The sequence below is a fragment of the Hylemonella gracilis genome, assembly GCF_004328645.1.
Classification (GTDB): Bacteria; Pseudomonadota; Gammaproteobacteria; order Burkholderiales; family Burkholderiaceae_C; genus Hylemonella; species Hylemonella gracilis_B.
Genome location: NZ_CP031395.1, coordinates 2,179,142 through 2,191,057 on the forward strand (window position 1 = coordinate 2,179,142; position 11,916 = coordinate 2,191,057).

Consider the following 11,916-nt stretch of genomic DNA (forward strand, 5'->3'; position numbering starts at 1 on the left):
CCGAAGCAAATCGGCCTCGATGCTCATGTTTCGCCCGAAAAGTTGGCAAAAAACGGTGGAATGTGGAAAGCGATCGGTTTTCCGCTGTTTCCTTCGTGGATTTGGAAGCACAAATCTTTCTTAGCATTCCTGGCGGCTTAATATGCTCCGCAGGACTGGAAAAATAGGATCGCCCCCGCATCTAAGCACCAGTCACCGCCTGCTCAACAAAAACACTGCAAGGACCCGCCATGTCTGGTCAAACCCATCTGCCGCCTGAACCCCTGGAATTGCCACTGCTGCCGCTGCGCGACGTGGTCATCTTTCCCCATATGGTGATCCCGCTGTTCGTCGGGCGCCCCAAGAGCATCAAGGCCCTGGAGGCCGCGATGGAAGCCGAGCGTCGCATCATGCTGGTGGCGCAGAAAGCTGCGGCCAAGGACGAGCCCCAGGTGTCGGACATGTTCGACGTGGGCTGCGTTTCCACCATCCTGCAGATGCTGAAGCTGCCCGATGGCACGGTGAAAGTGCTGGTCGAGGGGCAGCAACGCGCGAACGTGCAGAACATCACGGAAGGCGAAACCCATTTCACCGCCACGGTGTTGCCGGTTCAAGCCGCGCCGGCGGATGTCCTGGGCGAGAAGCTGAGCAGCGAAATCGAGGCCTTGCGCCGTGCCGTGATGCAGCAGTTCGACCAATACGTCAAGCTCAACAAGAAGATCCCTCCCGAGATCCTGACGTCGATTTCGAGCATCGATGATCCCGGGCGCCTGGCCGACACCATCGCTGCTCATCTGCCGCTCAAGCTGGAGAGCAAGCAGACCGTGCTGGGCCTGTCCGAAGTGAAGGACAGGCTGGAGAACCTGTTCGAGCAGATCGAGCGCGAAGTCGACATCCTCAACGTGGACAAGCGCATTCGTGGTCGTGTCAAGCGTCAGATGGAGAAGAATCAGCGCGATTTCTATCTGAACGAGCAGGTCAAGGCCATCCAGAAGGAATTGGGCGAAGGCGAGGACGGCGCCGACCTTGAGGAGATCGAGAAAAAGATCAAGCTGGCCCGCATGCCCGCCGAGGCACGCAAGAAGGCCGAGAACGAGCTCAAGAAGCTCAAGCTCATGTCGCCCATGTCGGCCGAAGCCACCGTGGTGCGCAACTACATTGACGCGCTGGTTGGCCTGCCCTGGAGCAAGAAGACCAAGATCAAGCACGACCTTGCGAATGCGGAGGAGGTTCTGAACCAGGACCATTTCGGCCTGGAAAAAGTCAAGGACCGCATTCTTGAGTACCTCGCGGTGCAGCAGCGCGTGGACAAGGTCAAGGCACCCATTCTGTGCTTGGTTGGCCCGCCTGGCGTGGGCAAGACCTCGCTGGGGCAGTCGATCGCCAAGGCCACGGGGCGCAAGTACGTGCGCATGGCCCTGGGGGGCATGCGTGACGAGGCGGAGATCCGTGGCCATCGCCGGACCTACATCGGCGCCATGCCCGGCAAGGTGTTGCAGTCGCTGGCCAAGGTCGGCACGCGCAATCCGCTTTTCTTGCTGGACGAGATCGACAAGCTTGGCACTGATTTCCGTGGTGACCCGTCGAGCGCCCTGCTGGAGGTGCTCGATCCGGAACAGAACAACAAGTTCGGTGACCACTACGTGGAGGTCGATTTCGACCTGTCAGATGTGATGTTCGTCGCCACTTCGAACTCCATGAACATCCCGCCTGCCTTGCTGGATCGCATGGAGGTCATCCGCTTGTCGGGTTACACGGAGGACGAGAAGGTCAATATCGCCAAGCGCTACCTCAGCCCCAAGCAGCTCAAGAACAATGGCGTCAAGGACGAGGAGTTGCTGATCGCGGAAGACGCGATCCGCGACATCGTGCGCTACTACACCCGCGAGGCGGGCGTGCGTTCGCTGGAACGTGAGATCTCCAAGATCTGTCGCAAGGTGGTCAAGGGCTTGCAGCTCAAAAAATTGACGCCTCAGGTTCAGGTGACCGCGGAGAACCTGCATGAGTACCTGGGCGTGCGCAAGTTCAACTACGGTCGCGCTGAACAACAGAACCAGGTCGGACAGGTCGTGGGCCTGGCCTGGACGGAAGTGGGTGGCGATCTGCTCACCATCGAAGCCGCGCTCATGCCTGGCAAGGGCAACATCACGCGCACCGGCTCACTGGGTGATGTGATGAAGGAGTCGGTCGAGGCCGCGCGCACCGTGGTGCGCAGCCGTGCACGTAGCCTGGGTATTCCAGATGAGTACTTCGAGAAGCGGGACCTGCACGTGCACGTGCCCGACGGCGCGACGCCCAAGGATGGGCCCAGCGCTGGCGCGGCGATGACCACCGCCATGGTTTCGGCCATGACCGGCATCCCCGTGCGCGGTGAAGTGGCCATGACGGGCGAAATCACACTGCGGGGCGAAGTCACCGCGATTGGCGGCTTGAAGGAAAAACTGCTTGCGGCCCTGCGCGGCGGCATCAAGACCGTGCTGATTCCCGAGGAGAACGTCAAGGACCTTCAGGAGATTCCGGACAACGTCAAGAGCGGCTTGAACATCGTTCCGGTCAAGTGGATCGACAAGGTGTTGGAGATTGCACTTGAACGTCTGCCCACACCTCTGCCGGATGACGGCCCCACCGCGGTGGAGGCGGTGACGCCTGCCGCGCCCGAGGCGAAGCAGGACTCGCTGAAGCACTGAGGGCGGCATGAAAAAATTTCGCGCTCGTATCGAAGACGAGCGCGAAATTCGATCTATAATCGTGGTCTCTTAACGCGGGAATAGCTCAGTTGGTAGAGCGCAACCTTGCCAAGGTTGAGGTCGCGAGTTCGAGTCTCGTTTCCCGCTCCAAGATTCCGAAAAGGGAAGCCCATGCTTCCCTTTTTTATTCAGCCCCGGTGGCTCGGGACTGGAAGTTTTGAAGGCGCGATAGCAAAGCGGTTATGCAACGGATTGCAAATCCGTCTAGTCCGGTTCGACTCCGGATCGCGCCTCCAGGTACACAGCGCGGGAATAGCTCAGTTGGTAGAGCGCAACCTTGCCAAGGTTGAGGTCGCGAGTTCGAGCCTCGTTTCCCGCTCCATTTCTTTGGCCTCCCGTTTTGCCGTTTGCTTCACAATCGGGCAGATAGTCATTCTGCCGCCTCGATGGTGAAATTGGTAGACACAGCGGACTTAAAATCCGCCGCAGCCTGAAAGGGCGCGTACCGGTTCGACCCCGGTTCGAGGCACCAAGCACCCACACCGACCCTCTTTATGGCCAGCAGCTACGACGCTCCGTTTGAAATTCATGTTCACGGTGATGTGCCATTGCGCGCAGACGTGGCTTTTGACCAAATTCAAGAGGCACTGAAACCGCTCTGGAAGTATGTCGGTGCCCGTACCCTGGCTGAAGGGGCGCACAGCCACTACGAGGACGAGCCCGGCATCCGTTTCGATTCGGAGGAGCACATGCTGCGCCTGTGCTGGACAGTGCAGGGCGATGAAGATTTTCGCCAGTCCCTCGACGAGATGTGCATGAGCCTCAACGAGCTGTCTCAGGCAGGCGCGGGGATCGAGGTGACGTTCTACGACGTGGAGTTCGACGAAGAAGAAGCGGATCCGGAAACGGAGTCGCGGGATGACTTCCTGATGCTTTTCGTCGGCCCCAACCCAGGCGCCATCATGCAGGTGCAGCGCGATCTGCTGGTGCAGGACGTGATCCATGTCATGGAGCGGCATTTCGACGCGGCCGAGCTGAGTGGCCTGGTCGGTGAGATCGACAATCTCTTTCGCAGTCGCTACGACGCGCTGGTCAATTCGCTGGAAATTGGCAAGCCGCCGCGAGGCGCGGGTGGGACTGGTGGCCATGGTGGTGGTCGCAAGCCACGCCATCTGCATTGATTCCGCCCAGACTCTTCACGCGCCTGGACGGATGCTCATCGCCGCGTTTGTCCCGTCCTCCCCAATATTGGTGATCCCGCATCAGTGGGCTTGATGTTACGATCAATGCTGGGTGCGGGGAGAACCTGTCATGCTTAAATGCATACGCGTCGAGTCGCTGAAAATGGGGATGTGGGTCGAAGAACTGCGAGGTTCCTGGCAGGAGCATCCCTTTTGGCGCGACAGTTTTCTGCTGACCGATCCCAAGGACCTCGAGCGCATACTGGAGAGCAGCATCCGCGAGGTTTGGATCGACAGCAGCAAGGGACTGGACGTTCCTGCGGGGACCGAGGTCGAGACCGAGGAGCAGGCGGCCTTCGAGGCCCAGCTGGAATTGAACGCGGCGGCCCGTCCGCCCCTGGGGACGGAACCCGTTCCCATCAACGAGGAGCTGTCCCGCGCGGCCCAGATCTGCCAACAGTCCAAGCAGGCGGTCATGTCCATGTTCCAGGAGGCCCGCATGGGCAAGACCGTGGACGCGGCCCAGGCCCAGCATCTGGTGGAAGAAATCTCCGACTCTGTCTCGCGCAATGCAAGCGCTTTGATCAGCCTCGCACGCCTCAAGACCGCCGACGACTACACCTACATGCATTCGGTGGCGGTTTGCGCCTTGATGATTGCGTTGGCCAGGCAGATGGGCTTGAGCGAGGCGCAGACTCGGTCCGCCGGTCTGGCGGGTCTGCTGCATGACTTGGGCAAGGCCGTCACGCCCCCGCAGGTGCTGAACAAGCCTGGCAAGTTGACTCCGGCCGAATTCGATGTGATGAAGAAGCACACGATCGATGGTTACCGCATGCTGCAAAGCGTAGGCAATCTGGATCCGGTTGCCTTGGATGTCTGCCTGCACCACCACGAGAAGGTGGACGGTTCAGGTTATCCGGAAGGCCTGAAAGACGAGGAAATCAGCCTGTTTGCCAAGATGGGGGCGGTGTGTGATGTGTACGACGCCATCACCTCCGACCGACCCTACAAGGCCGGTTGGGATCCGGCTCAGTCGCTGCACAAGATGGCCGAGTGGTCACGAGGTCATTTTGACCACCGGGTTTTCCAGGCCTTCGTCAAGAGTCTGGGCATCTACCCGGTCGGCTCCTTGCTGCGGTTGTCCTCGGACCGGTGGGGGGCCGTGCTGGCTGTGGTCATCGAGCAGTCTCCTAAGGCTCTGACCAAGCCCGTGGTCAAGGTGTTCTACTCGGTCGACCGGACCGCCCACATCGCGCCGCAGACGGTGGATCTTTCTTCCTCCAACGTGATTGAGCGCATCGTTGGTCGGGAGGACCCGGTCGAATGGGAATTCGAGGGCCTGGATCAGTTCTGGGCCGTGGCTTGAGTTGAGGGCCGCCTGACCCACGCAGCGGGCCACGCGTCCTGGTGTTCGCGCACACCCAAGACCGGTGGTATCGCTCAGCGACGCTCGTATTGCGTCGTGCCGTAAAGCACTTCCCGTTCCTTGTCGCTGGGCGTCGGTGTGGACTTGCGCAGGTGGGCCAGGACCTGCGTGCCGCGTTGTACGGCGGGACGAGCCTCGATCTTGTAGAACCAGGATTCCAGATTGGGGTAGTCACCCAGGGTGATGCCTTGACCCTGCCAGCCGCGTAGCCAGGGGAACACGGCGATGTCGGCGATGGAGTATTCGGCGCCACCCAGCCAGCGACTGCGCGCCAGGCGCTTGTCGATCACACCATAAAGACGCTTGGTTTCGTTGGTGTAGCGATTGATCGCATAACCGATCTTTTCCGGCGCGTACAGGCGGAAGTGGTGGGCCTGGCCCAGCATCGGGCCGACGCCCCCCATCTGGAACATCAGCCATTGCAGCACTTCGTACTTGCCCCGGACGTCGACAGGCAGGAATTTGCCGAACTTGCCGGCCAGGTAGAGCAGGATCGCGCCGGATTCGAAAAGGCTGATGGGCTGGCCGTCAGGACCCTGACTGTCCACCAGGGCCGGGATCTTGTTGTTCGGGCTGATCTTGAGGAATTCGGGCTTGAACTGGTCACCTTCGCCAATGTTGACAGGGTGCGCATGCCAGTCGTGGCCCTCACGCAGGCCACATTCCTCCAGCATGATGTGAACCTTGTGGCCGTTGGGCGTAGGCCAGGAATAGACGTCGATCATAAAAAACTCCGGAAACGCAAGCCGCACCCTGGCGCGGCTTGCAGGGAAAACGAGTCCCTAGATTGTGCGTCGTTTCCGTGATCGGCGTCAGTAGCCCCGGGTGATGGGCGGTTCCACGAGCCTGGGGTTCGCGGCGTATTTGCCCAGCTCCCATTTGGCAATGGCGTTGCGGTGCACTTCATCCGGTCCGTCGGCGAAGCGCAATGTGCGCGCATGGGCCCAGCTGTAGGCGAGCGGGAAGTCCTGGCTGAGTCCACCGCCTCCGTGGACCTGCATGGCCCAGTCGATCACCTGACAGGCCATGCTGGGGGCCACCACCTTGATCATCGCAATCTCTGTCTGAGCGACTTTGTTGCCCACCGTGTCCATCATCCATGCGGCCTTGAGCGTGAGCAGGCGGGCCATGTCGATCTGGCAGCGTGCCTCGGCAATGCGTTCCTGCGTCACGGTCTGCGCGGCCACGGGCTTGCCGAAGGCCACGCGGGACGAAGCCCGCTTGCACATGTATTCCAGTGCGCGCTCGGCCTGACCGATCAGTCGCATGCAGTGGTGGATACGCCCCGGCCCCAGGCGGCCTTGGGCGATCTCGAAGCCGCGGCCTTCGCCCAGCAGTATGTTGGACACGGGGACATGCACATGCTTGAAATCCACCTCCATGTGCCCGTGGGGTGCGTCGTCATAGCCCATGACGGTCAAGGGTCGCATCACGGTGATGCCTGGTGTATTCGTCGGGACCAGGACCATGCTCTGCTGCGAGTGGCGTGCCGCCTCGGGATCGGTTTTGCCCATGACGATGTAGATGGCGCAGCGCGGGTCGCCCGCGCCAGAGGTCCACCACTTGCGGCCGTTGATGACGTAGTCCTCGCCGGTCTTTCCAGGCGTGCGCTCGATGCGCGTGGCAATGTTGGTCGCGTCGCTGGAGGCCACGTCGGGTTCGGTCATCGCGAAGGCTGAGCGAATCTTCCCTTCGAGCAAGGGGCGCAGCCATTGCGAACGGTGCTCGGTGCTGCCGTACCGGGCGATGGTTTCCATGTTCCCGGTATCGGGCGCGGAGCAGTTGAACACTTCCGAAGCCCAGGGCACCCGGCCCATGATCTCGGCCAGCGGCGCATACTCCTGGTTAGTGAGGCCCGCGCCGCCCCAGTCGGTGCCCGCGACACCCGCGATCTCCGCGCTGTCGCGCGGCAGGAACAGGTTCCACAAGCCCCGGGCCCGCGCTTGGTCCTTCAGTTTCTCGATCAGGGGCAGAGGCGTCCAACGGCGCCCCGCTGCGGTGTTGGCGACCTGTTCCTCATGGTAAGTGGATTCATGGGGGTGGATGTGTTCGTCCATGAAGCGCTGCAGGCGCGCGCGCAACTCCTGGGTCCGGGGGAATAGTCGAAATCCATGGCGTCTCCTTGGGTGTCGTGGTGTCGGTGCTCGCGCGTCGCGTCGATTGAGGTGGCGCGCTAGCCGTTCTGTCGCGCGAACTGCCAGGCCAACGCAGCCATGGGGCGCGCGCCGGCGGCGGACTTGCGCGCCTGCGCGCTTGCGGCCGTGCCGTTTTCGACGCGCTTGGCAATGCCTTGCAGGATGGCCGCGATGCGGAACAGGTTGTAGGCCAGGTAAAAATTCCAGTCCGCGTGCAACGTGGCGGGGGTGACGCGTCCGCCGTGGTTGCCCGTGCGCTCGCAGTAGAGGGCGATGTATTCCTCTTCGAGTGGAATGCCCATGGTCTGCAGGTCGAGGCCCCCGATGCCGCGGAAGTCACCCGGTGGAATGTGCCAAGCCATGCAGTGGTAGGCAAAATCCGCAAGGGGGTGACCCAAGGTAGAGAGTTCCCAGTCCAGCACGGCGATCACCCGCGGCGCCGTGGCATCGAACATCAAGTTGTCGAGCCGGTAGTCGCCGTGCACGATGCTGACCAGGCTGTCGTCACGGGCGCTGGCTGGCAGGTGCGTGGGCAGCCAGTCCAGCAGCTGTTCCATTTCCGCGATGGGTTGCGAGAGCTCACCCGCACCGTCCGCCGAGGCGCGGTACTGCTTGCCCCAGCGCGCGATCTGGCGCTCCACGTAGGCGCCCGGCTTGCCATACCCCGCCAAGCCCTGCGCGGTGAAATCCACTTTGTGCAGCGCCGCGATCACGCGGTTCATTTCCAGGTAGATGGCGCGGCGCTCCGTGGGTGCCAAGCCAGGCAGGGATTGTTCCCACAGCACGCGCCCGGGCATGAAAGCCATGATGTAGAAGGCGCGACCGATGATGGCCTCGTCCTCGCACAGGGCCAGCATCGCAGGCACGGGTACCTCGGTTCCTGCCAGGCCGCGCATCACGGCGTATTCGCGCTCGATGGCATGGGCCGAGGGCAGCAGCTTGGCGACCGGCCCGGGCTTGGCGCGCATCACATAGCTGCGCGTGGGCGTGATCAGCTTGTAGGTCGGGTTGGACTGACCGCCCTTGAAGGACTCCACGGTCAGCGGGCCGCTGAATCCGGGCAGATGCTGCGTCAGCCAGGCTTGCAGGACCGCCGTGTCGAAGGCATGGGTGGCCGGGACGGGCCGCGTGCCGACATAGGGGTTATCGCGTTCATTTTCGTTCGTGGGCATGGTCTCCTCGCGTCTTGTCTTGTCCGTGTTTCATGCCCTCACGCCCGGCGTGCCGACGCGGCTAGGGTTCCCGCGCCTGCTCCACCTCGACGATGCGCATCAGCGCCTCGCGACTGCGCACCACCAGGCCGCCGGGTTCGATGCGGATGGCTTCCTCGCGCTCCATGGCCTTGAGTTCCTGGTTCACGCGTTGGCGGGAGGCGCCCAGCAGCTGCGCCAGTTCTTCTTGCGCCAGATGCAGGCCGATGCGGGTCTCGTTCGCCGCGTGCAGAGACGGCGTGCCATAACTGCGCACCAGGTGCAACAGCTGCTTGGCCAGGCGCGCGCGCAAGGGCAGGGTGTTGAGGTCCTCGACCAGGCCGTAGAGCGAGCGGATGCGCCGTGCCTGCAGGCGCAGCAAGGCCGCGTACAGCTCTGCATGGGTGTCCAGCAGCTTCTGAAAATCGGCTTTTGCCACGCGCAAGGTGCTTGTCTCGCCATGGGCATAGGCATCGTGGGTGCGCAGATCGCCGTCGAAGAGCGCCGTGTCGCCCAGCCAGACGCCCGGCTCCACGTAGGCCAGGGTGATCTGCTTGCCCGCCAGCGTGGTCGAACTCACGCGAATGGCGCCTTTGGCGCAGGCGATCCAATCCTCGGGTGGGTCGCCGCGGGCGGCCAGCAGCTCGCCGTCTTTGTGACGCAGGACGTAGGCGCATCGCAGGATGTCGTGACGGAGGGTGGGCGATAGGGAAGAGAACCAGCGGCCCGCGTTGATCGCAGTCCGTTCCTCAATGGTAAGTTTGGGTTCGTCCATGGTCTGTCCGCTGGGTGACTCGGGCGGTTTCGTGGGCTGCGGGCCTGTCTTGTGCGTGACGGTCGCGAGGTCAGGTGGCGAGGCGTTTCTGGCTGGTGGGTCGTTTCATTGGAGCGGAGTCACTCGAACTCCGGCGTCTGCCGGTTCAGGAAAGCGGCGATGCCGATGCCCGCATTCGGGTGATGCAGGTTGCGAACGAAATGACCGCGCTCCTCGGCCAGATGCGTGTGCAAGGTGTTGTGCGTGCCTGATTCGAGCAACTCCTTGCCACTGGTGAGCACATTGGGCGCCTTGCCGTTCAGTTGTCTGGCCAGGGCGTGCGCCGTGTCCAGGGCATGTCCGGGTTCGCTGACGCGGTTGACCAGGCCCAGGGCGTGCAGGCGCGGTGCGCCGATGCGCTCACCGCCGAGCAGCAGCTCGCTGGCCAATTGCCGAGGCAGGCTGCGTGTGAGGTGCCAGCTGGCGCCGCCATCGGGCGATAGGCCGACCTGGCCGTGGGACATCACGAAGACCGCGTCACTGGCCGCGACGATGAAGTCGCAGGACAGCGCGAGCGCGAACCCCGCGCCCGCGGCAGCGCCTTCCACGGCGGCGATGACCGGCTTGGGAAAGGCGCGGATGGACTCGATCCAGCCGTGCAATTGATCGATGCTCTGCGCCTGTACCTCGGGAGGCTGCTGTCGATTGGCCTGCAGGCGGTTCAGATCGCCGCCCGCGCAGAACATGCCCTCGCCGCCGGTCAGGATGACACTGCGTACATCCGGGTTGGTTTCGGCCACGTTCAAAGCCTCGATGCCGGCGGCGTAAATGGCGGGGCCCAGCGCGTTGCGCCGGCCTGGGTTGGAGAGGGTCAGCACCATGGTCTGACCTTCGCTGCTGCTCTTGAGTTGTGCGCTCATTCCTGCTTGCTCCAGGGTTGCTTGTGACTCTTGTTCATTCTTCTTCATGCAGCAGGGACAGGCCGATGGCGCCTCGTCGACGCAGCCATGGGCTCGGGCGGTAGCGCGGGTCGCCATAGACGGTCTGCAGATTGAACAGCACTTCCAACACGTTCGTGGGGCCGTAGCGGTTCCCCATGGCCAGGGGTCCGAGCGGATAACCCAATCCCAGCGTGACCGCCGTCTCCAGGTCGACGGGCGTGCAGATGCGTTGCTGACAGATGTCCGCCGCCACGTTGACGATGCCCGCGACCACGCGCTGTGTCACAAAACCGCCGCTGTCGCGGATCACGCTGACGGCCTTGCCGTCGCGCGCGAACAGGGCATGGGCGGCGTCGCGCATGTCATGGCGGGTGACTGGGTTGGTGGCCAGCACTCGGCGTCGGGTGGCGGCGTCTTCGACCAACAGATCGATGCCGACGGTACGCGCCGGGTCCAGGCGTTCGACCACGGCCACAGTCGTCACGTCATGGCCCAGCGGGGCGACGAGCGTCAGTGCCGCTGCCGAGGGCGACTGGCCGGTCTCGATGCGCGCACCCAGGTCTTTCAGCAACTGGTACAGCTCGACACGGCGCGCGGCGCGCGGGGACACCCAGACCGGGGGCAATTCCGCCACTTGAGGCACGGGCGGTTCGGGAGGCAGCTCGGCCTGGCCTTCCACGTAGCGGTAGAAGCCCTCGCCGGTCTTGCGACCCAGCAGACCACCCGCGAGGCGCTGGGCCGTGATGACGCTGGGTCGGTAGCGTGCTTCCTCGTAATACTGGTGGTAGATGGATTCCATCACCGGGTGAGACACGTCCAGCGCGGTCAGATCCATCAGCTCGAAGGGTCCGAGCTTGAAGCCCACCTGATCGCGCAGGATGCGATCGATGGTCGCGTAGTCGGCCACGCCTTCGCTGGAGATGCGCAAGGCCTCGGTGCCGTAGGCGCGGCCGGCGTGATTGACGATGAAGCCTGGTGTGTCCTGTGCCAGCACGGCTTGGTGCCCCATCTGTCGAGCGTAGACGGAGAGCTGTTTGCAGGCGGTCGCATCGGTCTTCAGGCCCGGGATGACCTCGACCACCTTCATCAGGGGCACGGGGTTGAAGAAGTGGTAACCCGCCAGTCGCTGTGGGCGTCGCAGCGCGGCCGCGATTGCCGTGACCGACAGGGACGAGGTGTTGGTGGCCAGCACCGCCTCTGGATTGACGATGGTTTCGAGCTCGGCGAAGAGTCTTTGCTTGACCTCGATGTTTTCGACAATGGCTTCGATGACGAGATCGCAGTTCGCCAGTTCGCTCAGACGGGAGGCGCCGCGCAAGCGGGCCTTGCTCGCGGTGACGGCCTCCGCCGTCATGCGGCCCTTGGTGGCCAGCTTGTCCCACTGTTCGCTGATGGATTGCAGAGCGGCCTCGATGGCTGCGGCGTTTGTGTCGTACAGAGTGACGGTACTGCCCGCCTGGGCAGCGATCTGCGCGATGCCCCGGCCCATGGCGCCGGCTCCGATCAGGGCGACGCGGGAGAAGATGGGCGAGGATTCCGGTGACGATGGACTCATGGTCGGGGAGATTATCGGGGGACGACTCGGCCTCCTGGGCCGGTTCAATGCGTGGCTTGGTGGACGGT

8 protein-coding genes, 4 tRNA genes and 1 pseudogene are annotated in these 11,916 nt (G+C 63.0%); 7 read left to right on the plus strand and 6 right to left on the minus strand.

Annotated elements, in window-relative coordinates; translation table 11 throughout:
• Window positions 1-230 precede the first annotated feature (230 nt).
• The 7 genes from lon (at window position 231) to DW355_RS10360 (ending at window position 5,213) form a co-directional block, all read left to right on the plus strand.
• Window positions 231-2,666 (plus strand): endopeptidase La, encoded by a 2,436-nt coding sequence (lon, locus tag DW355_RS10330; protein WP_131279863.1) that lies wholly within the window; start codon window positions 231-233, stop codon window positions 2,664-2,666.
• A 74-nt stretch (window positions 2,667-2,740) separates the two neighbouring features.
• Window positions 2,741-2,816 (plus strand) — tRNA-Gly (locus DW355_RS10335).
• A gap of 72 nt (window positions 2,817-2,888) precedes the next feature.
• A tRNA-Cys gene (locus DW355_RS10340) sits at window positions 2,889-2,962 on the plus strand.
• Window positions 2,963-2,972: 10 nt separating this feature from the next.
• A tRNA-Gly gene (locus DW355_RS10345) sits at window positions 2,973-3,048 on the plus strand.
• Between the two features lie 58 nt (window positions 3,049-3,106).
• Window positions 3,107-3,198: transfer RNA gene (locus tag DW355_RS10350), tRNA-Leu, on the plus strand.
• Between the two features lie 22 nt (window positions 3,199-3,220).
• Window positions 3,221-3,847 carry a DUF6806 family protein gene (locus tag DW355_RS10355; RefSeq protein WP_131279865.1) on the plus strand — a complete coding sequence of 209 codons (627 nt, stop codon included), beginning with the start codon at window positions 3,221-3,223 and terminating at the stop codon, window positions 3,845-3,847.
• 130 nt (window positions 3,848-3,977) lie between these two features.
• Complete coding sequence (locus tag DW355_RS10360; protein ID WP_131279867.1) at window positions 3,978-5,213, plus strand: HD-GYP domain-containing protein; 1,236 nt, start codon at window positions 3,978-3,980, stop codon at window positions 5,211-5,213.
• Between the two features lie 74 nt (window positions 5,214-5,287).
• Here the strand turns inward: DW355_RS10360 and DW355_RS10365 are convergent, their stop codons facing one another.
• The 6 genes and pseudogenes from DW355_RS10365 to DW355_RS10390 all read right to left on the minus strand — a co-directional run bounded on the left by DW355_RS10365 (window position 5,288) and on the right by DW355_RS10390 (window position 11,848).
• Window positions 5,288-5,998: a glutathione binding-like protein gene (locus tag DW355_RS10365; RefSeq protein ID WP_131279869.1), complete on the minus strand. Its 711-nt coding sequence runs from the start codon at window positions 5,996-5,998 to the stop codon at window positions 5,288-5,290.
• 87 nt (window positions 5,999-6,085) lie between these two features.
• Window positions 6,086-7,386 (minus strand): annotated as a pseudogene (locus DW355_RS10370) (acyl-CoA dehydrogenase family protein).
• A 60-nt stretch (window positions 7,387-7,446) separates the two neighbouring features.
• On the minus strand, window positions 7,447-8,580 hold the full coding sequence (locus DW355_RS10375; protein WP_131279873.1) for a phosphotransferase: 1,134 nt from the start codon (window positions 8,578-8,580) through the stop codon (window positions 7,447-7,449).
• A 61-nt stretch (window positions 8,581-8,641) separates the two neighbouring features.
• Window positions 8,642-9,373, minus strand: coding sequence for a Crp/Fnr family transcriptional regulator (locus tag DW355_RS10380; protein WP_131279875.1), 732 nt, complete (start codon window positions 9,371-9,373; stop codon window positions 8,642-8,644).
• 119 nt (window positions 9,374-9,492) lie between these two features.
• The gene (locus DW355_RS10385; protein ID WP_131279877.1) at window positions 9,493-10,272 is read right to left on the minus strand and encodes an oxepin-CoA hydrolase, alternative type; all 780 of its coding nucleotides are present in this window, start codon (window positions 10,270-10,272) and stop codon (window positions 9,493-9,495) included.
• Window positions 10,273-10,306: 34 nt separating this feature from the next.
• Window positions 10,307-11,848, minus strand: coding sequence for a 3-hydroxyacyl-CoA dehydrogenase (locus DW355_RS10390; protein WP_131279879.1), 1,542 nt, complete (start codon window positions 11,846-11,848; stop codon window positions 10,307-10,309).
• Window positions 11,849-11,916 lie beyond the last annotated feature (68 nt).

Coding starts and splice junctions, on each gene's coding strand:
- DW355_RS10375 (WP_131279873.1), bottom strand. CDS start 8,580: ATGCCCACGAACGAAAATGAACGCGATAACCCCTATGTCGGCACGCGG.
- DW355_RS10355 (WP_131279865.1), top strand. CDS start 3,221: ATGGCCAGCAGCTACGACGCTCCGTTTGAAATTCATGTTCACGGTGAT.
- DW355_RS10385 (WP_131279877.1), bottom strand. CDS start 10,272: ATGAGCGCACAACTCAAGAGCAGCAGCGAAGGTCAGACCATGGTGCTG.
- DW355_RS10360 (WP_131279867.1), top strand. CDS start 3,978: ATGCTTAAATGCATACGCGTCGAGTCGCTGAAAATGGGGATGTGGGTC.
- DW355_RS10390 (WP_131279879.1), bottom strand. CDS start 11,848: ATGAGTCCATCGTCACCGGAATCCTCGCCCATCTTCTCCCGCGTCGCC.
- lon (WP_131279863.1), top strand. CDS start 231: ATGTCTGGTCAAACCCATCTGCCGCCTGAACCCCTGGAATTGCCACTG.
- DW355_RS10365 (WP_131279869.1), bottom strand. CDS start 5,998: ATGATCGACGTCTATTCCTGGCCTACGCCCAACGGCCACAAGGTTCAC.
- DW355_RS10380 (WP_131279875.1), bottom strand. CDS start 9,373: ATGGACGAACCCAAACTTACCATTGAGGAACGGACTGCGATCAACGCG.